Source organism: Streptomyces sp. GDS52, assembly GCF_052246875.1.
Classification (GTDB): domain Bacteria; phylum Actinomycetota; class Actinomycetes; order Streptomycetales; family Streptomycetaceae; genus Streptomyces; species Streptomyces cathayae.
Genome location: NZ_CM125966.1, coordinates 1,495,425 through 1,520,046, shown reverse-complemented (window position 1 = coordinate 1,520,046; position 24,622 = coordinate 1,495,425). Strand labels below are relative to the sequence as shown.

Genomic DNA, 24,622 nt, shown 5'->3' with positions numbered 1-24,622 from the left:
TGCCGTGGTCGACGAGGTGCAGGAGCTTTGGGCCGGCATGCCGGAAGCGCCAGTGGCCTCAGACACCACGGGGTTGACCTTGACACGGTGGCAAGGTGTCCCCTGGGTGCAGGAGGTGGTTTCGATCAACCCGAGTAACGGAACCCCGCAGAACACCCGTGTGGTCGGCGCCCTGAGCGCCGAGGACGCGTCGGTCCGGCTGCAGGCGGCCCTGGCGGCCGGCTCGACCCCCGACGCCGGCTTCCTGGAGGCGCTCGTCGGGCGGTGCGCGGTCGAGCCGGACTTCTTCGTGCGGGACATGCTGTCCTGGGCACTGACCCGCCTCCCGCCGGAGACCACCCTGCCCCGGATCCGCCGGGAACTCGCCTCCGAGCGGGCTCAGGCCCGCAGCCAGGCGTTGCACACGCTCTCCAAGATCGGCGACAGGAGCGCGTGGGCCTGGATCACGCGCGACCTGCTGCGCGACGCCGACGAGGAGGTCGCGCGGACCGCGTGGCGGGTCGCGGTCGCCCTCGTGCCCGGGGACGAGAAGGGGAACCTGGCCGACGAACTGGTCAGGCAGCTCGGCCGCGGCGATCGTGATGTGCGGCTGAGCCTGAGCCGGGCCCTCGTCGAGCTCGGCGACGTGACCGGGCCCGCCCTGGAGAAGGCCGCGGCGAGCCCGGATCCGGAGGTGGCCACGCACGCCCGTGCCACCGGGCTGCTCCGGCAGAACCCGGAGACCGGGTTCGACGCGGCCGTCGAGGAGGCGAAGCGGGTCGTCGCACTCGGCCCGGAACGAGCCGCAGCCGCTGCCGCCGCGGCTGCGCCGGGAGTCGCGGAGACCGCCGACGCCACGGAGATCACCGAGCCTGCGGAGACGGCCAGGCCGATGGAGGGTGCCGAGGCCGCGAAGGTTGCCGCGGAGACCGCGGAATGCTGATCGGCGAGGTGGCCCGCCGCTCGGGGGTGAGTACCCGGATGCTCCGGCACTACGACGCCCTCGGGCTGGTGCGGCCCACCGGTCGCACCGTCGGCGGCTACCGCGAGTACTCCGCCGAGGACGTCCGCAGGATCTTCCACGTGGAGAGCCTGCGGTCCCTCGGGCTCTCGCTCAAGCAGATCGGGCGCGCGCTGGAGGACCCCGCCTTCACACCGTCCGCCCTGGTCAGCGACCTCATCCGGTGGACGGAGGACCGCCTGGAGCGGGAGCAGGAGCTGCTGGAGCGGCTCCGCGCCGTCGACGCGTCGGCGCCCACCGGCTGGCAGGACGTCCTGCGCATCGTCGAACTCATGCAGGGGCTCGACTCGACCAGCGCCGCGCGCAGACAGCAGGCCGTGCTGGCCCGGCCGGGGAGCACGCCGGTCCCCGCCGAGCTGCTGGCCGGGGCGGTCCTGGCCGAAGCCGACCCCCACGTCGCCGGAGCCCTGCGCTGGGCGCTCGCCCGATCGGGCGGCGACGGCGTGGCGGCACTGGCCGACGGCGTGCACGCGCAGGACGCGGACGTCCGGCGGCGCGCGGTGCTGGCGATCGCCGAGATGGCCGAGGCGCCGGGGGCGGACGCGGTGCTCACGGACGCCCTCGGGGACCCGGACACGACGGTGCGACGGCACGCCGCTCTGGCTCTGGGCAGGCGGGGGGTGACCGCGACCGTGCCGACACTCGTCGGCATGGTGGTCGAGGGGTCCCACGACGTCGACGCGGCGGAGGTCCTGGGAACGCTGTCCCGGGACCCCGGGCGCGCGGACCGGATCATGACCGCACTGGTCGACGAACTCGCCGCGCCCACCGCGGACTCCGCGACGCGGATACGTCTGGCCCAGGCGCTGGTCGAGCTGCCGGGGACCGCTGTGCGGGAGGTCCTGCGTCAACTGGCCCGCGACGACGACCCCGCCGTCGCCCTCGTCGCCTCGGCCTTCGTCACGGTCCTCGACGAGCGGTCCCCCGAAGACCGAGGAGATGACGAGGATTCCTGAAGACGCCTGGCCGGGTCGCTGCGGCACCCTGTCCCGCCGGTGTGCAGCCGTGGGACCGGAGACGGCGACCACTTCCTCGCGACCGTCACTTCCCTCTTCTCAGCGCCGGCTCCTGGCGACTCACCCCCGTTGCTCCGGGGGTGAAAGCTGCTACAGATTTTCTAGTCGTTCCTAGTCATCTCTAGTCGCGGATGTCGAATATTTTGGCCTTGTGAAGCTTTCGGAGTGGGCACGGCAGCAGGGCGTGAGCTACCAGACCGCCTGGCGATGGGTGAAGGACGGGAAGATGCCCGTTCCGGTCCGCCAGGCGCCGTCCGGAACATGGTTGGTCACTGAGCCCGCTCCGGCCGTCTCGGCGACCTCGGGGCGGGTGGTGGCGTACTGCCGTGTGTCGTCCGCCGACCAGAAGATCGACCTCGAGCGGCAGGCGGCCCGGGTCGTGGCCGGCGCGAACGGGCTCGGCCTGGCCGTCGCCGAGGTCGTCACCGAGGTCGGCTCGGGGCTGGACGGGCGGCGCCGCAAGCTGCACCGGCTGCTGTCCGACCCGCAGACGGCGGTGATCGTGGTCGAGCACCGGGACCGGCTGGCCCGGTTCGGCGTCGAGCATCTCGAAGCCGTCTTGTCGGCGTCCGGGCGGCGCCTGGTCGTCCTCGACCCCACCGAGACCACCGATGACCTGGTACGGGACATCACCGAGGTGCTCACCTCCATGTGCGCCCGCCTGTACGGGCGGCGGGCGGCGAAGAACCGCGCCGCCCGCGCGGTGGCCGTGGCGACCGACGAGGCCGACGAGGCCGACGAGGCCGCCGAGTGAAGAAGTTCCGGCCGCAGCCCGGGTTCGCCGTGCAGGCGTTCCGGTTCGCACTCGACCCGAACGTCACCCAGGACGCCGCGCTGCGTTCGCACTGCGGTGCCGCGCGGGCCGCCTACAACTGGGCCGTCGGCTGGGTGACCGCGTCGTGGTGGCAGCGCCGCGCGGAGGAGTCCTACGGCGTCGCCGAGGAGCAGCTGACCCAGTGGCGGCCGTGGTCGCTGCCCGTCCTGCGGAAGGCGTTCAACGAGACCAAGCACACCGACCCACGGTTCGCGGCCTGGTGGGAGGAGAACTCGAAGGAGGCGTACTCCACCGGTCTCGCGAACGCTGCTGCCGCGTTCGACAACTACGCCAAGTCGAAGCGGGGCAAGCGCCGTGGCCGTGCGATGGGTATGCCGCGGTTCAGGTCGAAGCGGAAGGCACGTCTGTCCTGCCGGTTCACCACCGGCACGATCCGCGTGGACACCGACGGCCGGCACGTCACGCTGCCCCGCCTGGGCACGGTCCGCACCCACGAATGCACAGTGAAGCTCCTCGACCGCGTCCAGGCCGCAACGGCCCGGATCCTGTCCGCGACGGTGCGGCACGAGCGGGGACGCTGGTTCGTGTCCTTCCAGGCCGAGGTCAAGCGCGACCTCGAACGCGTGGCACGCCCGGACGTGGCCGTCGGCATCGACCTCGGGGTGAAGACCCTCGCGGTCATGGCCGACTCGACGGGCGAGATCCGGCAGGTCCCCAACCTCGGGCACTACGACACCGCACGCAGGCAGCTGCGCCGTGCGTCTCGGATCGTGTCCCGACGCCAGGGCCCCGACCGGCGCACCGGACGGCAGCCGTCGAAGCGGTGGGAGAAGGCCAACGCCCAGCGCAACAAGGTCCACCACCGCGTGGCGAACCTCCGCGCGGACGCCCTGCACAAGCTCACCACCAGCGTGGCCGCCGAGTACGGCACCGTGGTGGTGGAGGACCTGAACGTCGCCGGGATGCTCCGCAACCGGCGTCTGGCCCGTAGGATCGCCGACGCCGGATTCGGCGAGATCCGCCGACAGCTCACGTACAAGACCCGCCGGCGCCACGCCACCCGCCTCGTGGTCGCCGACCGCTGGTACCCCTCCTCCAAGACCTGTTCCGGGTGCGGCGCGGTGAAAGCCAAGCTGCCGCTGCACGTGCGGAGCTATGAGTGCGACGCCTGCGGCCTGGTCATCGACCGGGACGACAACGCCGCACTCAACCTCGCCGCCCTCGCGACGGCCTGCGTGACTGGTACCGGAGTGGCCGGAGACCAGGACACCGCCCCGGCGGTGTCGAAGCCTCGTGGAGCCGACCAGAAGACCCGCGCCACCCGCACCCGTCGCGAGACGGTGACGGGGCGGGCAGGTGGCGCAACCCTGCCGCAGCAGCGGCAGACGGAAGCGAGAGACCGTACTCAAGCCGAGCCCCTGACGCTCTGGTGACGAGACGGACCTTCCGGGCCGAAATGCCCGGAATACCGAGACCTGGCTACGGTCTCGGCAACGGTACACCTCACGTCACGGGCGTGTGCTCCTACGTGCCCCGGCTGCGGTCCGAGCAGTCTCGAAGGGGAAGGTACACAGGCGTGTCAGCAGGCAAGACGGCACTGGTGACGGGTGCGAGCAGAGGGGTGGGGCGGGGTATCGCGCAGCGGCTGGCGCAGGACGGCGCCCTGGTGGCGGTGCACTTCCGCGAGAACGAGAGCGCGGCCGAGGAAACCCTCGAGGCGATCCGGGACAGCGGCGGACGCGCTTTCGCGGTACAGGCGGACCTCGGCGAGCCGGGGGGAGTGGAGAGTCTGTACGACCGGTTCGATGCCGGGGTGGCACGGTACGGCACGGGTCCGGGCCTGGACGTACTCGTCAACAACGCCGGCGTCAGCGGGTCCGCCCGCATCGGCGAGGTGACGCCCGAACTCTTCGACCGGATCTTCGCGGTGAACACCAAATCCCTGGTGTTCACGACGCAGCAGGCCCTGAAACGCATGCCGGACGGGGGCCGCGTCATCAACATCTCGTCGGCGGTGACCCGCGTCGCCTATCCGGAGTCCCTCGTGTACTCCATGAGCAAGGGGGCGGTCGACACCTTCACCCTGGCGCTGGCCAAGGAGGTCGGGGCGCGCGCCATCACGGTGAACTGTGTCCGGCCCGGGTTCGTCGAGACGGACATGAACGCGGAGAAGCGGCGTACGAGGGAAGCGGCGGCGGAGCTGGCGTCCCTGTCCGTCTTCGGACGGCTGGGGCAGCCGTCCGATGTGGCCGACATCGTCGCCTTCCTGGCGTCCGAGTCGTCGCGGTGGATCACGGGCCAGTGCATCGACGCCTCGGGCGGATCCCGGCTGTGACGGCCCCCCACGGCGTGACCACGGTGCGGACCCGGGTGGGAACGGCGAGGCGAGGGGGGCTCAGTCCGGCGGCGGGCAGCGGATGGGACAGCACGGCGGTCTGCTGTTCCTCGGTACAGACGGTCTCTCGTTCCCCGACGACCACGAGGATGCTGCCCAGCCGGCCGTCGGAGTTGTAGACGAGTTCCGCCGGTCCCGGGAGAGCCGCGCGTTCCAGGTGGTTGGCCTGGCCGTCGCTCGGGGGCGGGGTGAAGGCGAAGGGCTTGTTGGCGAAGAGCAGCCGGTAGCCCGGTGGGGCGTGCGGTACGGGGCGGTCCTTGTCGCCCTGTCGCCCTTGTCGTTGTCGTCGTTCTTCGGTGAACGTGGCTGGGTGGTCGACGGGGAGCCGGAGCCGGTGCCGGTCCCCGTGGCGTCCTTCACGGGGTTGGACCCCTCCGGCCACATCGAGGCGACGGCGCCGGCCGTGACCCCCACGACGAGGGCGGCGAGCACGGTGGTCAGCACCCGTCTGCGCCGCGCCGGCGACACCGGCCGCGCAGGGACGGGCACCGTGGGCATCAGCGGAGGCGGCCCGCGCCCGGTGCGCTCCGGGTCCGCGTGCCACACCACCGCCCGCACGCGCTGCGAGCCGGCGCGGGCGGCTGCTGGACGACAGCCACCCGCGGCCGGGTTACGGCTGCTCCGGTCCGACACCCGCGTACAGTCCGGGACGCCGGTCCGCGTGCACGTCGTTGAGTTCGCTGATGGACTTGTCGCGCGCTTCGGCGAGGTCGAGCGTCGCGGTGACGATCGTCTCCTCGCCCAGGCACAGCGCCGTCACCGGGTACCCGTCGGCGTCGACGATCACACTGCCGCCGAGCCAGTCCTGTCCTCGTTCGACACCGGTGCGGTCGGCGACCGCGACGAACATGCGGTTGACCGAGGCGTCCGCCTGTACCCGGACGATCTCGCCGGGGCGCTCGCCCTCCGGTCGCGGGTACAGCGGCCAGTTCACCGGTCCGCACAGCAGTTCGACCCCCTCGAGCGCCGCCCTGCGCACCCACTCGGGGAATTCGAGGTCGTAGCAGATCATCATCCCGATACGGCCGTACGGGGTGTCGACCACCGGCGGCGGTGCCGCACCCGGCGTGAAGCCCCGGGTCTTCTCGGCGTTCCACAGATGTGCCTTGCGGTACACGGCACGGAGCCCGGTCTCGTCGATCAGGACACTCGCGTTGTGTACCTGGCCGTCGGTGCCGAGTTCCGCGAAGCCGCTCACGATCACCAGCCGCAGCCGGGACGCCAGGGCCTCCCACTCCCTGATCGTCTCGCCGTCGACCGGCTCGGCTGCCGACCGCAGCTCCTCGAGGTCGTCGAAGACGTACCCCGAGTTGGCCAGCTCCGGCAGGACCACGACGTTCGCGCCCCGGTCCGCCGCGGACAGGACCGCCTCGCGGATCTGTTTCCGGTTCTCCGGTACGCGGCCGACCTGCGGCGCGAGCTGGCAGCAGGCGACCGCGACGGCGGATGCCCCGGTCCTGGCCGGTGACGGCTGTGACGGGGTCGGGGTCATCGGTTCGATCCCTCCAGTTCGGCTTCGCCCTCCACGCGGGCGTCGGCACCGTGGTCGAGGTTGCGCGAGAAGACCAGGTAGAGGATGCCGGAGACGAAGAGCCCGACGACGAACGAGAAGTCGGCCCCGCCGAGCAGCTCCGCGACCGGTCCCACGTAGAAGCTGGTCGAGAAGAACGGGACCATCGAGAGGAACCCGATGAGGTACGCGAGCACACCCCGCCATGCCCAGCGCCCGTAGACGCCGTTCGGGTTCAGGATTTCCCCGATCGCGTACCGGCCGCGGCGCACGAAGTAGAAGTCGACGAGGTTGACCGAGGTCCACGGCACCAGGAAGTAGAGCATCAGCAGGACGAAGGTGGTGAAGCTGCCGATGTAGTTGTCGGGGATCAGCAGGGCGACGAGGAGCGAGCCGAGGCCGACCGCGGTGAGTCCGACGACGCGCAGCCGGACCGTCGGGCGGACCTTCTTGAAGCCGTCGACGGCACTGGTTCCGGTCAGCATGGCTCCGTAGGCGTTGACGCCCATGATGGAGATCAGCGCGAGCACCGAAACGATCACGGCTATGGTGCCGAACCCGGGGAAGACCAGGTCGCCGACCTGCCGCACCGCCAGGATCGGGTCGGGGTCCGGCAGATAGCTGGCCAGGATCGCGCCGAGCGACATCAGCCATACGGCGGAGCACGTGGCGCCGGCGTAGACCGAGCCGATCAGCTTCTTCGCGGGCGCGTTCGCCGGAAGGTAGCGGGTGTAGTCGGAGACGTACACCGAGTAGCTGATGTTGTACCCGGCGGCGAGCGAGATCTGCACCAGGAAGGCCGTGGTGTCCCAGCCCGCCGTGGCCGCCGGTGCGTCCACCGCGAGCGGCGTCGAGGAGAAGTGCACGATGGCCACGACCGTGATGATCGCGAACACGACGATGAGCAGATACGTCAGCCACCGCTGCACGAAGTGCAGCAGATCGTGCCCGACCACCGCGATGACGATCGACGCGGCGATGAGCACGGGGTACCAGAACAGCTTGGCCTCGGGCAGGACGAGTCCGATGCCCTGCGCCGCCAGGATCGTGTCGAAGACGAGGAAGCCGACGTAGACGAAGACGGTCGCCGCGAACGGCACGACGGCACCGCGGCTGCCGAACTGGGCACGCGACTGGATCATCTGCGGCAGGCCCATCCGGGGCCCCTGGTTGGCGTGGAACGCCATGAAGAAGGTGCCGAAACCGACGCCGAGCACCACGGCGAGCACGCTGAATCCGAGACTCAGCCCCATGGCGGGTCCGACGAAGCCGGTGACCATGGTCGGCAGCACGAAGTTGCCGGTGAACCAGAACGGCCCCTGATGCCACACCTTGCCGTGGCGCTCGGATGCGGGGACGTAGTCGATCGAGTGCTGCTCGATCACACCTTCGCGACGGGTCGCGGTCTCGGGTGAAGACATGGCGATCCTCTCAGGGCAAGCGGGATGCGGGGCTGATGCCAGCGTCGGGAGGGCCCAAGGGGGCTTCGACGGGGGTCATCGGAACCTTCCGGTTCTCCACTCAAAAAGTCACCTATACGAAACAGATGATGCATATGAGGCAACCTGTAAGTCCCGGTAGTCTGACCTGCACCCACCCCACTGTCAAGGTTCGCCGACAGGTCGATCGTTCACTGCGAGGACTCCATGAAGGCGCTGCATCCGAAGCCGTCCGCGCTCCCGGTCCGCGTCGGCGCGCGCCTGCGGGCCTGCCGCAAGGCGCAGGGTCTCACCATCGAACAGGTCGCGGCGGCCACCGGCCTGACCAGGGGATTCATCAGCCGCGTCGAGCGGGACGAGACCTCACCGAGCGTGGCCACCCTGGTCACGCTCTGCCAGGTCCTGTCGCTGCCGGTGGGGACACTCTTCGAGGACGCCGACACCGAGGTGATACGCCTGGGCGACGCGCCCCAGATCAACATGGGTGGCCGCGGGGTCCTCGACCGCATGGTCACCCCGCGCGGCCAGTCGAAGGTCCAGGTGCTGCGTTCGCGCCTCGACGCCGGCGCGAACGGCGGAGACGACCTCTACACGATCAACTGCGACGTGGAGGTCATCCACGTCATCGAGGGAGAGGTCACCGTGCTCTTCACGGGCCGCACCGAGACTCTGACGACCGGTGACACCCTCACCTTCTCCGGCCGCGAACCCCACAACTGGCGCAACAGCGGCGACTCGGTCGCCGAGGTGCTCTGGACCTTCGTCCCCGCCCCGTGGAGCGGCTCGCGCTAGTCCGCCGAGCAGCCACCGGCGAGAACCGCACCGGGCGCGATCGCTGCTCTTCGTCGCGGCGACCCGCGCCCGTGACGCACTCGCCATCACCTGGCACGGTGAGCCGAGCCGCTTCCTGGCGCGTGTCCGTGACTCCCACGTGAGCCCGTGAACAGGGGTGGAAGAATGTGCCGAGATGACCCCCGCCGACTACACCCCCTTCGCCCACCTCACCGCCCCCAACGCACCCCTCTACCGCCAGGTGATGCGGGCCTTCCTCGCCGCCAAGGAGCGGTTCGCGGTGCATCTGCGGCCGGAGGACGTGTATGCCTCCCTGGACGCGGGGAGCCGGCCCGCCGACATCGAGGCGGTGACGCAGGCGCTGGACAAGCTCGTGGAGTGGGGCAACCTGCGGGCCGATCCGGACCACGCGCGGGTGACGGCGGTGGAGGACTTCTACCGCAGGCGGTTCATCTACCAGCTCACCCGGGCCGGTGAGGCGGCCGAGGCGGCGCTGGGGACGTACGACGAGGTGCTGGGGCGGCGCGGCGAGCTCCAGGCGGTCGCGCTGCACGACATCGTCACGCAGCTGCGGGCGCTGCTGGTGATCGCCGCGGAGGACGAGCCCGACCCGGCCAAGACGTACGTCGCCCTGTCCGTGCTGACGGCGCGGTTCACCGACCTCGCGGACAACGCCCGCGCCTTCATAGGCTCGCTCCAGCGCACCATCGACCTGCACGACATCGAGGTCGAGGCGTTCCTCGCGTACAAGGACCGGCTGATCCAGTACCTGGAGCGGTTCATCCAGGACCTCATCACCCTTGGCGGGCGGATCGCCCTGCTGATCGGGGAGCTGGAGGAGCGGGGGAGCGTGAAGCCGCTGCTCTCACTCGCCGCCGCCCGGGAGGCCGCCGACGCCGCTCCCGAAGACGCAGAGCAGGCGGAGGCCGCGGCGTACGAGAAGTGGGCCGCCCGGTGGTCCGGGCTCGCCGAGTGGTTCGTGTCGGGGGAGGGGCGGGAGTCGCAGGCCCGGCTGCTGCGCGGGCGGGCGCTCGGTGCGATCCCGCAGCTCCTGGCCGTCGTACGGCAGCTCAACGAGCGGCGGGCCGGGCGTTCGGACCGCTCGGCCGACTTCCGCACCCTGGCGCGCTGGTTCGCGCAGGCGCCGGACGACGCGGCGCGGCACCGGCTGTGGCGGGTGGCGTTCGGGCTGCACTCCTCGCGGCACCTCACCGTCGACGCCGACACCCTCGCCGAACGGACGGCCTCCCCTGAGCCGGCTTCCACCCCGTGGGGCGAGGCGCGACCGCTGCGGATCAGCCCGCAGTTGCGCCGTACGGGCAGTTACGAGCGGCGCGGCAAGCCGCGCAAGGTGGCGGACCGGGGCGAGGCGAAGCGCCGGCTCGCCGCGCTCGCCGCCCGGCAGACGGAGGAGACCCGGCGGGCCCGGGACCGGCTCGTGACGGGCGGGCCGGTGCGGCTGTCCCGGATCGGCGAACTCGACCCGCTCGCCTTCCAGTTGTTTTTGCGGCTGCTCGGCGACGCGCTCGCCACCTGGCGGCCGGGCACGACCACCACCGCGGCCACCAGCGGGGATGGTTCGATGGAGATCCGGCTGACCGCGCTCGGTGACGGGGCGAGGGCCGAAGTGCACACTCCGGACGGGGTGTTCAGCGGCCCCGACCACCTGATCGACATCGTCGACCTCACGGCGGGGCACGGTGGCCGCGCCGCACCCGCCCCCGTTCCCATACCCGCCCCACGGGAGGACACCTCCCCCCGGCTCACGGAGGACCGATGAGCGGCCCCCTCGCCGAGGTCCTGGACGGTCAGCGCCAGGCCGACCTTCAGAAGGCCGCACGCGCCCTGCTGAAGGAGCCGCTGCTCACCGCCGACGGGCCGTACGCCGACGAGTTCCGGCTGGTGCGCCGGCACGCCGCCGAGCTGCGGGAGTGGTTCGAGCGCAACGTCGGCTGGACGCTGCGCACGGACGCCGACGCCGCACGGCTGCGCAAGACGCCGGGCACCCTCACCGACGCCACGCACCCGGCGCGCGAGGCCGCCCGCAGCGCCCTGCCCTTCACCCGCCGCCGCTACGTCCTGCTCTGCCTGGCCCTGGCCGCGCTGGAGCGGGGCGAGTCGCAGGTGGCGCTCGGACGCCTCGCCGAACAGGTCGTCCTGGCCGCCGCCGATCCCGAACTCGTCGCCGCCGGGATCACGTTCACCCTGGAGCGGCGCGACGAGCGCCTCGACCTCGCGGCCGTCGTCCGCCTGCTGCTGCGGCTCGGGGTGCTGCGGCGGGTGGCCGGAGACGAGGACGCCTACGTCAGCGGATCGGGCGACGTGCTGTACGACGTGCGGCGGCGCGTGCTGGCCGGGATGCCGGCGTCCCTGCGGGGCCCCTCCATGGTCGAGGCCGAGGGCTTCGAGGAGCGCCTGGCGGAGATGACCGCGCGGACCGCGCTCGACAGTGACGAGCTCAGGTTCCGGGCGATCCGCTGGAAGCTGACCCGCGTCCTGCTGGACGACCCGGTGCTCTACTACGACGACCTCGCCGACGACGAACTGGCCTACCTCACCCGGCAGCGCGGCTTCATCACCGCGCGCATCAACGAACTGACCGGACTCGTCCCGGAGGTCCGGGCCGAGGGCGTCGCCATGGTCGACCCGCTGGACGACCTCACGGACGTGCGCATGCCGGAGCAGGGCACCCACGGCCACATCACCCTGCTGCTGGCCGGGCACCTGGCACGGGCGGGCAGGCCCGTCGCACCGGCGGAACTGGCGGCCCGGGTACGGGAACTCGCCGCGGAACACGGCGGGTTCTGGTCCAAGTCCGCGCGGGAGCCGGGAGCGGAACCCGAACTCGTCGAGAAGGCGCTGACCAAACTGGTGGCACTGGGACTCGCCGAGCGCACGGAGCGGGGTGTCGTCCCGCGGCCGGCGCTCGCGCGGTACGCGGTCGGCGAACCCGTCGTCCGAGAACCAGAACCCGGCCGGGCCCGCCGACCCGCCACGACCGCGCAGACCGCAAAGGCCGCAAAGGCCGCGCAGACCGCGCAGACAGTGCAGAACACGCAGGACGAAAGGTGAACCACCCCGTGACCGCGCTCCCCGGCCCCGGATGCCCCGCCCCCGCGCTCCCCGCTCCCGCCCCCGGCCGGTGGCGGCCGCTGCGCATCGGACTCGTCGACCTCTTCCACTACGACGTCGAGGAGTTCTGGTTCCGCGACGGCCGGCTGCTGCTGCGCGGCAACAACGGAACCGGCAAGTCGAAGGTGCTCGCGCTCACCCTGCCGTTCCTCCTGGACGGCGACCTCTCCGCCCGCCGTGTCGAACCCGACGGCGACCCGGGCAAGCGCATGGAGTGGAACCTGCTCCTGGGCGGAGCGCACCCGCACCCGGAACGGCTCGGCTACACCTGGATCGAGTTCGGACGGCTCGACGACACCACGGGCGAGGCGCACTTCCGCACCCTGCTGTGCGGGCTGAAGGCGGTCGCCGGACGCGGCATCGCCCGCCACTGGTTCGCGGTGACGGACCAGCGGATCGGCGCCGGCCTCGACCTGCTGGACGCGACCCGGACCGCCCTGTCCCGGGACCGGCTCGCCGAGGCCGTCGGCGACCGCGGCATGGTGTACGACACGGCGAAGGCCTACCGCAGGGCGGTCGACGAGGCGCTCTTCGGGCTCGGGGAACGGCGCTACGGTGCCCTCGTCGACCTCCTGATCCAGCTGCGCCAGCCCCAGCTCTCCAAGCGGCCCAGCGAAACCGCCCTGTCCCGGGCGCTGACCGAGGCGCTGCCGCCGATGGACCAGGCGGTCGTCGCCGACGCGGCGGAGGCGTTCCGGTCGCTGGACGAGGAGAAGGAGGAACTGCGGGCGGCCCGCGAGGCCGAACAGGCGTCCTCGACATTCCTCGACCACTACCGGCGCTACGCCCGCCTCGCCTCCCGGCGCCGCGCCCGCCTGCCCCGCCGTGAACACGCCCGGTACGAGAACCTCCAGCGGGAACTCTCCAAGGCACAGACGGACCGGGACCGGGCCGTGGCGGACCGCGAGGAGGCCCGGGCGAGGGGCGCCGCCCTCGACGAGCGAGCCGCGCGGCTGGCCGCCCAGGACGCCACGCTCCGCTCCCGGCCCGAGATGCGCGACGCCCGCGCGCTCGACCGGGCGGCGGACGACGCCTCCCGCACGGCCGGGGAACTGAAGCGGGCCGAGGCGGACCGGCGTACGGCGGCCGAGGCGCACACCCGGGCCCTGGGCCGGCTCGCCACCGCGGACAACCGGCTCACGGCAGCCCGGGAGGTCCTGGACGACATCCTGGGCCGGGTGGCCGAGAGCGCCGCGGCTGCCCGGCTGGACGTCCCCAGAACGGAGGGAGCTCCCGACGCGGTCCTGCGCCGGGAGGCGGACGAGGCGACGGCGAGCAGGCGGCGCGCCGTCGAGCACGTGGCGGAACTCGCCGTACGGGCCGAGCGGGCCGAGGAACAGCACCGGGCCGCCCGGCTGCGCGCCGACGAGGCCGACGAGGAGACCGTGCACGCCGAGGAGCGGCTGGCCGAGGCGGAGGAGGGCGTCACCCGGGCGGGGCGGGCGCTGGTCACGGCCGTGCGGGAGCACCTCTCCGGGTGCGGGGAACTGCGGGTGCCCGGGCTGCCGGGGGTCCTGGACGCGGTGCAGGACTGGGCGACCTCCCTGGACGGCCCGCTGCCGGCCCGTACGGCGGCGATCGAGGCGCATCGCACCGCCGCCTCCCGCCTGGCCGACCGGGCGGCCCTGCTGGCCCACCGCGAGGAGACGGCGGCGGAGCGGCAGCGGCTGGCGACCGAGGAACTGACCGCCCTCGAAAGGGGCGGGGAGCGAGGCCCGTCGGCTCCTCACACCCGCACCCCCGGCGTACGAGACCGGGGCCCCGGCGCTCCGCTGTGGCGGCTGGTCGACTTCCGTCCGCACGTCACCGAGACCGAATGCGCGGGACTGGAAGCCGCGTTGGAAGCCTCGGGACTCCTCGATGCCTGGGTGCGGCCGGACGGCTCCACGGTTGCGGCGGACGGCCACGACGTGCTGCTCGACCCGGTCGGACTGCTCGGCGGGTCCGGTCTCGACCGCGCGCTGTACCCGGAGGTCGACCCCGCGGACGCGGGAGCCGCCGCCGTGGGGGAGGAGACGGTCGCGCGCCTGCTCGCATCGATCGGGCTGGCCGCGGGCGGCGACGGGCCCGGGGAGGCATCCTGGGATGCCGGCGGCCACGACACCTGGGTCTGCGCGGACGGGCGCTTCCGCGTCGGAGCGCTCACCGGAAGCTGGGCCAAGGACCATGCCCAGTACGTGGGGGAGGGCTCCCGGGAGCAGGCGCGTCGCGTCCGGATCGTAGAACTGCGCGCCGAGATCGACGACTTGACGGCAGAGCGCGAACGACTGACCGAGGAAGCCCGCGCCGTGGCCGGGCGCCGCGCCGTACTGGACGCCGAACTCGCCGCACTGCCGGGCGACGACGACCTGCGGCACGCCCACGCACGCGTCACCGCCGCGGCCGAGGCGGTCCGCCGTGCCCGCGCCCGGCGGGACGAACGGGCCGCGGAACTGGCCCCGGCGGCGCGACGGGCCGAACGCGCGGCGGCCGAACTCGCCGACACCGCAGCCGCCCTGAACCTCCCCACCGACCCCACGGCACTGGGTGCCGTGCGCCAGGCGCTCGCCGACCACACCGCCCTCCTGGCGGCCCTGTGGCCCGCACTGCGCGAACGGGCGGAAGCCGAGCGCGCGGTGACCGGCGAGCAGGAGGAGACCCACCGGGCCGAACTCCTCGTCTCCGAACTCGCGAAGCGTACGGCGGAGTCGGCCCGGACGGCCGCCGCGGCGGACGAGCACCTCACGACGCTCCGCTCCACCGTCGGAGCGGCCGTCGCCGAACTCCAGCGGCAACTGGAGGAGACGGCCGAGGCCGTCCGGATCTGCGCGCACGAACAGGAGCAGACCCGGGCGGAGCACGGTGACGCCGACCGGCGCGCCAGCCGCGCCGAGGGGCGCATCGAGCGGCTCGCCGAGGACGTCACCGAGGCGACCGCCGCACGGGAGGAAGCCGTCGCGGCGCTCCAGCGGTTCGCCGCGACGGGGCTGCTCGCCGTCGCCCTGCCCGACCTCGCCGTACCGGACGACGGCAGCACGTGGGCGGCGACCCCCGCCATCGCCCTCGCACGGGCCGTGGAGTCCCGGCTCTCCTCGGTCGACGACACCGACGCGGCCTGGGAGCGCGTGCAGAAACGGCTGAGCGAGGAGTTCGGCAGACTGCAGGACGCGCTGTCACGGCACGGCCACACCGCCACCGCCCGCCCGAGCGAGGACGGCATGCGGGTCGACATCGTCTACCAGGGCCGGGAACGGGCCGTGCCCGACCTCACCGAGGCACTCGCCGTCGAGGTCGCGGAACTGACCCGCATCCTGTCCGCACACGAGCGCGAGATCCTCCAGACCCATCTGATCACCGAGGTCGCCGGGACGCTCCAGGAGCTGATCGGGGCGGCCGAACGGCAGGTGGCCGCCATGAACAGGGAGTTGGAGGAACGCCCGACCTCCACGGGGATGAAGCTGCGGCTGGTGTGGCGGGCGTCCCGCCGGGCCCCGCAGGGGCTGGCCCAGGCCCGGGAACGGCTGCGCCAGTCCGCCGACGCCTGGTCGATCGAGGACCGGGCCGCGGTCGGCGCGTTCCTTCAGGAGCAGATCGCCCGCCGGCAGGCCGACGACAGCGCCGGCAGCTGGCTGGAGGACCTCACCGCCGCCCTCGACTACCGGGCCTGGCACGAGTTCGGCGTCGAACGCCACCAGCACGGCAAGTGGGTGCCGGCCACCGGGCCCGCCTCGGGCGGGGAGCGGGTCCTGGCCGCGTCCGTGCCCCTGTTCGCCGCCGCGTCCTCCCACTACGCGAGCGCGGGTGGCGCGTACGCCCCGCGCCTGGTCACCCTGGACGAGGCGTTCGCCGGCGTCGACGACGACTCGCGCGCCAAGTGCCTGGGCCTGCTGCGCGCTTTCGACCTCGACGTCGTCATGACCAGCGAACGCGAATGGGCCTGCTACCCCCAGGTGCCGGGCATCGCCATAGCCCAGCTCTCCCGCGTCGACGACATCGACGCCGTGCTGGTGACACGGTGGGAGTGGGACGGCCGCGAACGGCGGCGCGGTACGGAGCCCGGCGCACGGGCGGACGCGTCGAGGCCGGCTCCCCTCGCCGACGGGCTCGGCGAGGCGGCCGAGGGACCGGTGGGTTCCCCCGGTGAGCCGGGGCGAACCGTCATCGGAGGTGCCGGAGGTGCCGGAAGCCAGGAGTCCCGGTGGACGTGAACCCTGCGACGGATCCGTCCGCCCGCGACGGTCGTGTTCTCCCGGCCCACGCGGCGGCCGGGCGGGAGGCACCGGTGGACGGCGCCGTCGCGGACACGGTGCCGGCCGTGCCGCCGGAAGCCGGGGACCGGGCCGGCATCGACACCGGGCGTCTCGGCCGTCTGCTCGGGGACCCCGGCCTCGCCTGGCTCGTGGACCGCGTCCGGCAGCGGATGACACGCGGGAGGCCGCTCACCGGATCCGTCACCCTGTCCGCCTCCGACGCGTCCCAACGCCTGGCCGTAGAGCGCCTGTTGGGGCGGGCGCCGCGAGCAGGCGGTTCCCTGAGCGTCCGCCTCGACACCGTGGACGCGGTCCTGCGCCGCTCCGGTGTCAGCCCCGACGGACTGGCGGCCGCCGTGGTGGCCCTCACCGGCCCCGTCGCATTCCGTGCGGAAGTACGGGCCGAGGAGGAACGGGCCTGGGCGGAGGCGTACACCCCGCTCGGCGCCCTCGGTGCCGGACTGGCGCCCTGGGCCGAGCGGGTCCGCGGGGACGGCCTCGTACGGCGCCTCGCCCGCACACCGGAGGCCGCGGGCCCCCTGGTGCAGGCTGCCGTGCGCGCGTTGCGTGCGCTGCCCGCGTCACCCCCGATCTCGCGGGCGACCTTCGCGGCACGGAACCTTTCGGGCGCCCATGCCCTGGACGAGGGGACGCCGCTCGCCACTCTCGTCCTGTCCGGCATCCGTTCCCTCACCGGCTTCCCCGACGGCTCCGGTGCGCAGTGGCTGCGGGAGGCATGGGCCTCGGCGGGGCTGCTCAAGGACGACCTGTCCTCGACCGTCCTCACCCTCAACCTGCGCGGTACCCCACCCCTCGACTGGATGGCCGACGCGGGGGAGCCGGCGGTGCTGACGCTCCGCTCCCTCACCCGTCGCGCACCGGTTGCCGCCGTGCCGGTGACGGGAACCGTCTATCTCTGCGAGAACCCGGCCGTGCTGTCCGCCGCCGCCGACACCCTGGGGCCGGCATGCCCGCCCATGGTGTGCCTCCAGGGGCAACCGTCGGCCGCCGCTCTCACCTTGTTGCGCGACCTCTCCGCACGGGGAGCCGACCTTCTCTACCACGGCGATTTCGACTGGGGCGGCGTACGCATCGCCGCGACACTGGCGCACAGCGTTCCTTGGCGGCCGTGGCGCTACGAGGCCGTCCACTACCGGGCGGCAGTGGCCGCGGTGGCCGCGGTGGCCGAAGCCCCGGAGCTGACGGGCCCGCCCGTCGCGACTCCCTGGGACCCTGCCCTGGCCGCCGCTCTCGTCGAGCACGGTGTCCGGGTCGAGGAGGAGGCAGTGCTGGACGACCTGCTCGCGGACCTCGGGCCAGGGTCCCGTTGAGGTGCGTCCCCCATGTGTGGTGAGCACGGAATCCGACGCGTACCGAGCCGATGGCGACCGGAGCTCCCTCGTCATCGGACGTCTTTCCGATGCCGCACCACGTGGAGTGCGTGGCGATCCTGGAGCCTGCGGGAAAGAGCGGCTGACCTGCGGTTCGGTGGTAGCGCTGGTGGTTTCGACCTGTTTCACGACATCCAGCGGGTCGAGCCGATCGGGCTCGCCTCACCTGGAGATGTGTGCTGGAGTGACGGGTGGGAGCGGCTGCGTGCTGCCCGGCCGTCAGGACTCCTGACGCCCGTACGACGCTCGATTCCCGTCGGCGAGACCGACGGGAGCAGGGTGTCGTGACGCCCGTGACGGGCGGGGGAGAGGAGAGGAACGCATGCGCACCTTCACCGGTACACGTGTACATGCCGCGGCTCACGACAGCCCCTTGCGCGGGCGCGTCGCCGTGGTGACCGGGGCGGCCCGCGGTGTCGGCGAGGCTCTCGCCCGGCGCCTGTCCGCGGACGGCATGCGCATCGCCCTGCTGGGCCGTGAGGAGAAGACCCTCGCCCGGGCGGCGGCCGCCCTGACCTCTTCGAGCATCTGCGTCGAGACGGACGTGACCGACCAGGCCGCGCTCGACGAGGCCGCACGGCAGATCGAGGAGCGGCTCGGGCCGGCCTCCGTCGTCGTGGCCAACGCGGGGATCGCCGCGGGCGGCCCCTTCAGCCGTACGGCGGCCGACCTGTGGCGGCGCGTCGTCGACGTCAACCTCGTCGGGTCGGCGAACACGGCCAGGGCCTTCCTGCCGCAGCTCACCCGCACCCACGGCTACTTCCTGCAGATCGCCTCGACCGCCGCCTTCGGGTCCGCGCCGATGATGAGCGCGTACTGCGCGTCCAAGGCGGGCGCGGAGTCCTTCGCCCAGGCCCTGCGGGGTGAGGTGGAGCCCGACGGGGTCACCGTCGGCATCGCCTACCTCCACTGGACCGGCACCGACATGGTCGCCGGCATCGACGACCACCCGGTCCTGCGGGCCCTGCGCCGGCACCAGCCGTGGTTCGCACGCCGAGTGCACAGCCCCGACCAGGTGGCCGACTGGCTCGCCACCGGCATCGCACACCGCGCCCGGCACGTCTACGCCCCGCCGTGGCTGCGCTGGTGCCAGCCCCTGCGACCGATCTTCCCGTCGGTGGTCGCCCGCGTCGCCCGCCGCGAACTGGGGGAGCCGTCCACCGGCGAGCTCGGGGCCGATGTCGACGTACTGGGCGCGGGCGGCCGCGCCGACTGGGAGACGTATCTGTCCACCACCCGTCCCGGCACCACTCCGGGACGGGAGTAGAGGTTCCGGCGGCGGACGGTTCCGGGGACGGCGCGGGCCTTGGCTGCGGAGCCGCGGGGAGCCGCCGGGAGGGGCGGAAGGGGCGGGAGGAGGGGCGGCGCGGCGTGAGCGGGTCTTTCGGGCGGGGGTGTCAGGCGGGGTCCGCGATGGCGGGTGCGGTGGGGCGGGGGAGGGTGACGGCGGGGATGTACTGGGCGGCCTGGGCGTCGAACATCGCGGCGTAGCGCCCCCGGGCGGCCATGAGTTCGTCGTGGCTGCCGTGCTCGGCCAGGCGTCCCCGGTGCAGGACGTAGATGCGGTCGGCGTGGCGGACGCCGGACATGCGGTGGGTGACGAGGACGACGGCGCGGTGCGGTGCGGCGAGCCGGCGGATGCGGCTGAACGCCTCGATCTCGGCTTCCGGATCGAGGGCGGAGGTGGGTTCGTCCACGATGAGGACGCTGTCCGCCGACGAGGTCGAGCTACGCCAGTGGGTGCGGGCCAGGCCGATCTTCTGCCATTCGCCGCCGGACAGTTCGATGGCTCCGCGGAACACACGGGCCAGCAGGCTCTGCAACCCGTCGGGGAGTTTGGCGACGACCGGGCCGGCCCCCGCGTAGTCGACGGATGCCTGCAGGTCCTCCGGCGTGGCGTCGTGGCCGGGGCGTCCGATGCGGATGTTCATCGCGGCCGTCACGGGCCAGCGTTCGAAATCCTGGGTGAGCAGTGCGACGCGGTCGAAGACCTGGGAGCGTTCCAGGCCGGTGATGTCCGAGTCGCCCCACCGCACGATCCCTTCCTGGGGGAGCAGCAGGCCCGAGAGGATCTTCATGAGGGTGCTCTTGCCGGAACCGTTCTCGCCCACCACGGCCGTGACCGAGCCCATGGGCAGGGTGAGCGTCACCTGGTCCAACGCCGGTGCCTCACGATCGGGGTAGCGGTAGGTGACCCGGTCGAGGGCGACCTGCCGGACCTGTTTCGGGACCGGATCGCCGGCCTTGGGGATGGCGTGTCGGGCGGCCTCGGTCAGGAAGCGTCCGTGATCGCGGACATAGAGGGACTCCTCGTGCAGTGTGTTGATGTTCATCACCAGAGCCCCCAGGCTCGCCGAGCCGGAGCGGACGGCGATCACCGCGGTGCCGGCCACCGCCAGGTTCATGTGCCCGCTCATGACCAGCCAGATCATGGTTCCGTAGGTGGCCGCCATCGCCACTCCGGACAGCGCGGCGGCCACCCACTCGGTGACCGCCTTGCTGGAGGCCAGCCGCTCCTGCTCGGCCTCGGCGCTTCGGGCCATGTGCTTGTACCGGCCGAGCAGGAAAGGACCGACGCCGTGGATGCGTACTTCCTGGGCGGCGGTGCGCTCGGTCAGGAGATTGCCGATGAGGCGGCTGGCCCGCAGGTGTTCGATCCAGCTCATCACCGACACGTAGCGCTCCTGGGCCACCCGCATGGCGCCCCAGCCGCGCGGCGCGGCGATGAGGATCAGCATGGGCAGCAGCGCCGGGTGCAGGACGGTGAGCACGCCGGCTGTGGCCACCAGGGAGATGGTGCTGTTCAGCGCGGCGACACAGGCGCCGATCATGCGGCGGGCGGAAGCCGGGCCGTACTGGGCGATGTCGATCAGGCGGCGGAAGTCCGGGTCGTCGATGGCCTCCAGCTCGACGGAGACGGCGGCAGCCAGGTACTGGGTGGTGGCGATCCGCTCGACGAGCGGTTCCAGACGGCCCGCCCGGGACGTGGACCATCCGGCGAGAACCGAGTTGACGACGGCGATCGCGGCGATGGCGAGCAGACCGGGCAACAGGGCGTGCAGCCGTTCCACGGCGCTGCCGGAGCCGAGGAGGGCGTGCATGACGGCGTTGACGGCGAGCAGTCCGACGGCAGCGGCGACGCCTTGCCCGACCTCGCTGATCCCGACGGCGATGAGCGCCCGGCGGTCCGCCTTCCACGCCATGCGCAGGGTCGCGCCGACCAGAGCCGGCATCGATCGGAGTGCGGACATCAGGGTCAAGTCCAGCCGCGCGTTCTCGTGTTGGGACCATCCCATGTCGTAGCGCAGCGGGCCGCCGAACAGTTCGCGCTCTGCGTCGGACACCTCCGGCTCGGCCGGTCGGACCTTCCCGAAGAACCTTTTCACCGTGCGCCTCCCGGGGGCGAATTCGCTGTTCGCCAGCGAGAGTTGCGCGGTGGCCGTCCCTTTGAACAGGGAGCAGTCACCGCCGCCGGTTGCACACCCCCGGGTACACGCCCGCGCACACCCCGGCTCTGACCGGCTGTGAAGGGAGCGATGACGGGTGGGAACGCCGCGGACCGGGCTTTGTCCCGCGTGCGTCAGGGCGCCGTTCCCCCGGTGCACAAGCGGCGGCGGAGGCTCCTGGCGGCCCGCCGCACCTCGGTGCCGGTCCGTTCTCCCCTTCCGTCCCGCTCGAAGCGGAGTGGGTCGGCCGTCAGTTCGGCCGCTCGGAACGAACCCGTGGGTGTGTGGTGAACGGCTCGGCCGGCACCGGTCGTCGGCCGGCAGGGAGAAGCGTGAGCACTCGAGCGGTTCGGTGCTCACGCTTTCGCTTCCCGGGCCGGAGCGTCGTGGTGTTACGGGTGCAGCACCACCTTGGTGTAGCCCTCGATGCGCTTGTCGAACTTGTCGTAGGCCGACGCCGCCTGGTCCAGGGGAAGTTCGTGGGAGACGACGAAGCTGGGCTTCGCCCTGCCCTCGATGATCATGTCGCGCAGCTGCCGGTTGTAGCGCTTCACGTTGCACTGCCCCGTGCCCATCCGCAGGCCCTTCTCGAAGAGCTTGCCGATCGCGACGAGGAGCATGCCCTGCTTGGCCTGTTCGTCCGGGCCTCCGGGGTCGGACGGGACGTAGAGGCCGGGCACGCCGAGCGCTCCGGTGGCCCGGACCGTACCGACGAGCGAGTTCAGGACGGTCGCCGGTTCCTCGTGGTCCGCGCCGTGCGCCGACGCCTGGTAGCCGACCGCGTCGACGCCCTTGTCCGTGCCGATGCCCTCGGTCTGGTCCTTGATCTGCTCCACCGGGTCGCCCTCGGCGAAGTTGATCGGAATCGCGCCGATCTCCTCGGCCTTCTGCAGCCGCTCGGGGACCCGGTCCACGGAGAACACCTTCCTCGCGCCGCGCAGCAGGGCCGAGTAGGCGGCCATCAGGCCGACCGGTCCCGCGCCGTAGACCGCGACGCTCTCACCGGGGCGGACCTGGGCGAGTTCACAGCCGTGGTAGCCGGTGGGGAAGATGTCCGCGAGCAGGATGAAGTCGGTCTCGTGCTCCTGTCCCGCCGGCAGCTTCAGGCAGTTGAAGTCGGCGTAGGGAACGCGCAGGTACTCGGCCTGGCCGCCCTTCCAGGGCCCCATGGCGACGTAGCCGTACGCGCCGCCGGGGAAGCCCGGGTTGACGGTCAGACAGTAGCCGGTGAACCCCTCGACGCAGTTGGTGCAGAAGCCGCAGGCGACGTTGAAGGGCATGACCACGCGGTCGCCCTTCTTGAGCGAGGTGACGCCCTGGCCGGCCTCCTCGATGACTCCCATGTTCTCGTGGCCGAAGACGATGCCGGGCTCGGCGGCGGTGCGGCCCTCGTACATATGCAGGTCGGAGCCGCATATCGCGGTGGAGGTGACCCGTACGATCACATCGTTCGGATGCTGGATGCTGGGCTTCTCGACGTCTTCGACCGCGACGCTGAACGGCTCCTTGTACACGACGGCCTTCATGCTGAGACCTCCACTCGACGGCATACGTGTGCGACGGCCACGCCCCCGCCCGCGCTGTCCGCGTGACTCATCTCTCATGATTCTCCGGACTCCCCGATCAGGCAAACCGGTAATCTCCGGATATGTGAATAATCGGCGTCGCGCCGAGAAGGGAGTGGTGGAACATGGCAGCACAGAGGCTGGGAATCCTGCTCGTCCCCGTGCCCGGACTGTCCGGCACCACCTACCCGCCGGGAACGACCGTGACGGTCCGTGGTCGCGGCGCGACAGTGGACGCCTTCGTCAACGGCGACTGGCTCCCGCTGTCATGGTGGGAGTTCTCCGACGGCCTCCGTGAGGACATCGCCGACCGCTGACCGCCGTGCCGACCGTCGACCGCCGTGCCGACCGCCGGGTCAGGTGACCTTGACCCAGTCCAGGGTGCGTTCCACGGCGCGCTTCCAGTCCCGGTAGCCGTCCTGGCGCTGCTCCTCGCTCCACACCGGGCTCCAGCGCTTCGACTCCTGCCAGTGCGAGCGCAGTTCGTCGGTGTCGCGCCAGAAGCCGGTGGCGAGCCCGGCGGCGTAGGCGGCGCCCAGTGCGGTGGTCTCGGCGACCACCGGACGGCTGACCGGCACACCCAGCACGTCGGCCTGGATCTGCATGCACAGGTCGTTCGCGGTCACACCGCCGTCGACCTTGAGCACGTCCAGGTGCACGCCCGAGTCCTGTTCCATGGCGTCGACCACGTCACGGCTCTGGTAGCAGATGGCTTCCAGCGTGGCCCGCGCGATGTGTCCCCCGGTGTTGTACCGGGCCAGGCCGACCATGGCGCCGCGGGCGTCGGAGCGCCAGTACGGGGCGAACAGACCGGAGAAGGCCGGCACGAAGTACATCCCGCCGTTGTCCTCCACCGAAAGCGCCAGCCGCTCGCTCTCCGGGGCGCTCGTGATGATCTTCAGCTGGTCGCGCAGCCACTGCACGGCCGCGCCGGTGACGGCGATGGACCCCTCCAGGGCGTAGACCGCCGGGCTGCCGGCGAACTGGTACGCCACCGTCGTCAGCAGCCCGTGCTGCGAACGCACCAGCTCCGTACCGGTGTTGAGCACCAGGAAGTTGCCGGTGCCGTAGGTGTTCTTGGCCTCGCCGGGGGAGAAGCAGACCTGGCCGACGGTCGCCGCCTGCTGGTCGCCGAGCACGCCGGTGATCGGCACGGGGGCGCTCAGCGGCCGTGAGGTGCGGGCCTGGCCGTACGCCTCGGGATGGGACGAGGGGTTGATGACCGGCAGCATCGCGCGCGGGACGCCGAAGATCTCCAGCAGCTCGTCGTCCCAGTCCAGGGTCTCCAGGTTCATCAGCATGGTGCGGCTGGCGTTGGTCACGTCGGTGGCGTGCACCCCGCCGTTCGGTCCGCCGGTGAGGTTCCACAGCACCCAGGCGTCCGTGTTGCCGAACAGGGCGTGACCCGCCGCGGCGGCCTCGCGCAGTCCGTCCACGTTCTCCAGCAGCCACTTGATCTTGCCGCCGGAGAAGTAGGTGGCCGGCGGCAGGCCGGCCTTGTGGCGGATGACCTCGCCGTGGCCGTCACGCTCGAGTGCGGCGGCGATGCTGTCGGTGCGGGTGTCCTGCCAGACGATGGCGTTGTAGTACGGGCGGCCGGTGCGCGGGTCCCAGACCACGGTGGTCTCGCGCTGGTTGGTGATGCCGATGGCCTTGAGGTCGGTGGCCGACAGATTCCCGGCGCGGAGGCCGTTCTGGATCACGGTGTTGGTGCGCTCCCAGATCTCCACCGGGTCGTGCTCGACCCACCCCGACCGAGGCAGGATCTGGCGGTGCTCGAGCTGGTGCTTCGCCACCTCGTTCCCGGAGTGGTCGAAGATCATGAAGCGTGAACTGGTGGTGCCCTGGTCCACCGCGCCGACGAAGTCGGGCATCGCGGCCACCTCTTCTCGTGGTCGTGCGGGAATCTGTGCGAGCGGGTCCGCCTGCGGC

General features: G+C 72.2%; 18 protein-coding genes. 12 read left to right on the top strand and 6 right to left on the bottom strand.

Going from position 1 to position 24,622, the window contains the following annotated elements:
• Positions 1-106 precede the first annotated feature (106 nt).
• The 5 genes from ACTWJ9_RS06810 (at position 107) to ACTWJ9_RS06790 (ending at position 5,126) form a co-directional block, all read left to right on the top strand.
• Positions 107-922, top strand: coding sequence for a HEAT repeat domain-containing protein (locus ACTWJ9_RS06810; RefSeq protein WP_443295349.1), 816 nt, complete (start codon positions 107-109; stop codon positions 920-922).
• Positions 916-1,956 carry a MerR family transcriptional regulator gene (locus ACTWJ9_RS06805; protein ID WP_279333350.1) on the top strand — a complete coding sequence of 347 codons (1,041 nt, stop codon included), beginning with the start codon at positions 916-918 and terminating at the stop codon, positions 1,954-1,956. The genes ACTWJ9_RS06810 and ACTWJ9_RS06805 overlap by 7 nt, the downstream gene beginning before the upstream one ends.
• 211 nt (positions 1,957-2,167) lie before the next feature.
• Complete coding sequence (locus tag ACTWJ9_RS06800) at positions 2,168-2,770, top strand: IS607 family transposase (protein WP_443295348.1); 603 nt, start codon at positions 2,168-2,170, stop codon at positions 2,768-2,770.
• Positions 2,767-4,224: an IS607 family element RNA-guided endonuclease TnpB gene (gene tnpB / locus ACTWJ9_RS06795; protein WP_443295347.1), complete on the top strand. Its 1,458-nt coding sequence runs from the start codon at positions 2,767-2,769 to the stop codon at positions 4,222-4,224. Before ACTWJ9_RS06800 ends, tnpB begins: the two co-directional genes overlap by 4 nt.
• Positions 4,225-4,367: 143 nt before the next feature.
• Positions 4,368-5,126 (top strand): SDR family oxidoreductase, encoded by a 759-nt coding sequence (locus ACTWJ9_RS06790; protein WP_443295346.1) that lies wholly within the window; start codon positions 4,368-4,370, stop codon positions 5,124-5,126.
• Here the strand turns inward: ACTWJ9_RS06790 and ACTWJ9_RS06785 are convergent.
• The 3 genes from ACTWJ9_RS06785 to ACTWJ9_RS06775 form a co-directional block, all read right to left on the bottom strand.
• Positions 5,083-5,568 carry a hypothetical protein gene (locus ACTWJ9_RS06785; RefSeq protein ID WP_279333346.1) on the bottom strand — a complete coding sequence of 162 codons (486 nt, stop codon included), beginning with the start codon at positions 5,566-5,568 and terminating at the stop codon, positions 5,083-5,085. The genes ACTWJ9_RS06790 and ACTWJ9_RS06785 overlap by 44 nt on opposite strands.
• 228 nt (positions 5,569-5,796) lie before the next feature.
• Positions 5,797-6,678 carry a nitrilase family protein gene (locus ACTWJ9_RS06780; protein ID WP_443295345.1) on the bottom strand — a complete coding sequence of 294 codons (882 nt, stop codon included), beginning with the start codon at positions 6,676-6,678 and terminating at the stop codon, positions 5,797-5,799.
• Positions 6,675-8,117, bottom strand: a complete 1,443-nt coding sequence (locus ACTWJ9_RS06775) for a purine-cytosine permease family protein (protein WP_443295344.1) — start codon at positions 8,115-8,117, stop codon at positions 6,675-6,677. The genes ACTWJ9_RS06780 and ACTWJ9_RS06775 overlap by 4 nt, the downstream gene beginning before the upstream one ends.
• A gap of 225 nt (positions 8,118-8,342) precedes the next feature.
• Between ACTWJ9_RS06775 and ACTWJ9_RS06770 the strand changes: the two genes are divergently transcribed.
• The 6 genes from ACTWJ9_RS06770 to ACTWJ9_RS06745 all read left to right on the top strand — a co-directional run bounded on the left by ACTWJ9_RS06770 (position 8,343) and on the right by ACTWJ9_RS06745 (position 18,946).
• Entirely contained in the window at positions 8,343-8,927 is a 585-nt protein-coding gene (locus tag ACTWJ9_RS06770; RefSeq protein ID WP_279333343.1) for a helix-turn-helix domain-containing protein, read from the top strand.
• Positions 8,928-9,102: 175 nt separating this feature from the next.
• Positions 9,103-10,707: a TIGR02677 family protein gene (locus ACTWJ9_RS06765; RefSeq protein WP_443295343.1), complete on the top strand. Its 1,605-nt coding sequence runs from the start codon at positions 9,103-9,105 to the stop codon at positions 10,705-10,707.
• The gene (locus ACTWJ9_RS06760; protein ID WP_443295342.1) at positions 10,704-11,999 is read left to right on the top strand and encodes a TIGR02678 family protein; all 1,296 of its coding nucleotides are present in this window, start codon (positions 10,704-10,706) and stop codon (positions 11,997-11,999) included. Before ACTWJ9_RS06765 ends, ACTWJ9_RS06760 begins: the two co-directional genes overlap by 4 nt.
• An 8-nt stretch (positions 12,000-12,007) precedes the next feature.
• A complete protein-coding gene (locus tag ACTWJ9_RS06755; protein WP_443295341.1) occupies positions 12,008-16,246 on the top strand; it encodes a TIGR02680 family protein in 4,239 nt (1,412 codons plus the stop codon).
• A complete protein-coding gene (locus tag ACTWJ9_RS06750; RefSeq protein ID WP_443295340.1) occupies positions 16,237-17,619 on the top strand; it encodes a TIGR02679 family protein in 1,383 nt (460 codons plus the stop codon). The genes ACTWJ9_RS06755 and ACTWJ9_RS06750 overlap by 10 nt, the downstream gene beginning before the upstream one ends.
• Positions 17,620-18,001: 382 nt before the next feature.
• Positions 18,002-18,946, top strand: a complete 945-nt coding sequence (locus ACTWJ9_RS06745; protein WP_443295339.1) for an SDR family oxidoreductase — start codon at positions 18,002-18,004, stop codon at positions 18,944-18,946.
• Between the two features lie 130 nt (positions 18,947-19,076).
• Here ACTWJ9_RS06745 and ACTWJ9_RS06740 read toward each other — a convergent pair whose 3' ends face one another.
• A complete protein-coding gene (locus tag ACTWJ9_RS06740; protein WP_443295338.1) occupies positions 19,077-21,065 on the bottom strand; it encodes an ABC transporter ATP-binding protein in 1,989 nt (662 codons plus the stop codon).
• Between the two features lie 452 nt (positions 21,066-21,517).
• Positions 21,518-22,651, bottom strand: a complete 1,134-nt coding sequence (locus ACTWJ9_RS06735; protein ID WP_384202878.1) for a glutathione-independent formaldehyde dehydrogenase — start codon at positions 22,649-22,651, stop codon at positions 21,518-21,520.
• Positions 22,652-22,815: 164 nt separating this feature from the next.
• Here ACTWJ9_RS06735 and ACTWJ9_RS06730 point away from each other — a divergent pair, with 164 nt between their 5' ends.
• The gene (locus ACTWJ9_RS06730) at positions 22,816-23,007 is read left to right on the top strand and encodes a hypothetical protein (protein ID WP_279333336.1); all 192 of its coding nucleotides are present in this window, start codon (positions 22,816-22,818) and stop codon (positions 23,005-23,007) included.
• Between the two features lie 39 nt (positions 23,008-23,046).
• Here ACTWJ9_RS06730 and glpK read toward each other — a convergent pair whose 3' ends face one another.
• A complete protein-coding gene (glpK, locus tag ACTWJ9_RS06725; RefSeq protein ID WP_279333335.1) occupies positions 23,047-24,564 on the bottom strand; it encodes a glycerol kinase GlpK in 1,518 nt (505 codons plus the stop codon).
• Positions 24,565-24,622 lie beyond the last annotated feature (58 nt).

What these genes read in the sequence shown, in the direction of transcription:
- ACTWJ9_RS06805 (WP_279333350.1), top strand. Translation starts at nt 916, where the DNA reads ATGCTGATCGGCGAGGTGGCCCGCCGCTCGGGGGTGAGTACCCGGATG.
- ACTWJ9_RS06780 (WP_443295345.1), bottom strand. Translation starts at nt 6,678, where the DNA reads ATGACCCCGACCCCGTCACAGCCGTCACCGGCCAGGACCGGGGCATCC.
- ACTWJ9_RS06775 (WP_443295344.1), bottom strand. Translation starts at nt 8,117, where the DNA reads ATGTCTTCACCCGAGACCGCGACCCGTCGCGAAGGTGTGATCGAGCAG.
- ACTWJ9_RS06760 (WP_443295342.1), top strand. Translation starts at nt 10,704, where the DNA reads ATGAGCGGCCCCCTCGCCGAGGTCCTGGACGGTCAGCGCCAGGCCGAC.
- glpK (WP_279333335.1), bottom strand. Translation starts at nt 24,564, where the DNA reads ATGCCCGACTTCGTCGGCGCGGTGGACCAGGGCACCACCAGTTCACGC.
- ACTWJ9_RS06730 (WP_279333336.1), top strand. Translation starts at nt 22,816, where the DNA reads ATGGCAGCACAGAGGCTGGGAATCCTGCTCGTCCCCGTGCCCGGACTG.
- ACTWJ9_RS06735 (WP_384202878.1), bottom strand. Translation starts at nt 22,651, where the DNA reads ATGAAGGCCGTCGTGTACAAGGAGCCGTTCAGCGTCGCGGTCGAAGAC.
- ACTWJ9_RS06765 (WP_443295343.1), top strand. Translation starts at nt 9,103, where the DNA reads ATGACCCCCGCCGACTACACCCCCTTCGCCCACCTCACCGCCCCCAAC.
- ACTWJ9_RS06770 (WP_279333343.1), top strand. Translation starts at nt 8,343, where the DNA reads ATGAAGGCGCTGCATCCGAAGCCGTCCGCGCTCCCGGTCCGCGTCGGC.
- ACTWJ9_RS06745 (WP_443295339.1), top strand. Translation starts at nt 18,002, where the DNA reads ATGCGCACCTTCACCGGTACACGTGTACATGCCGCGGCTCACGACAGC.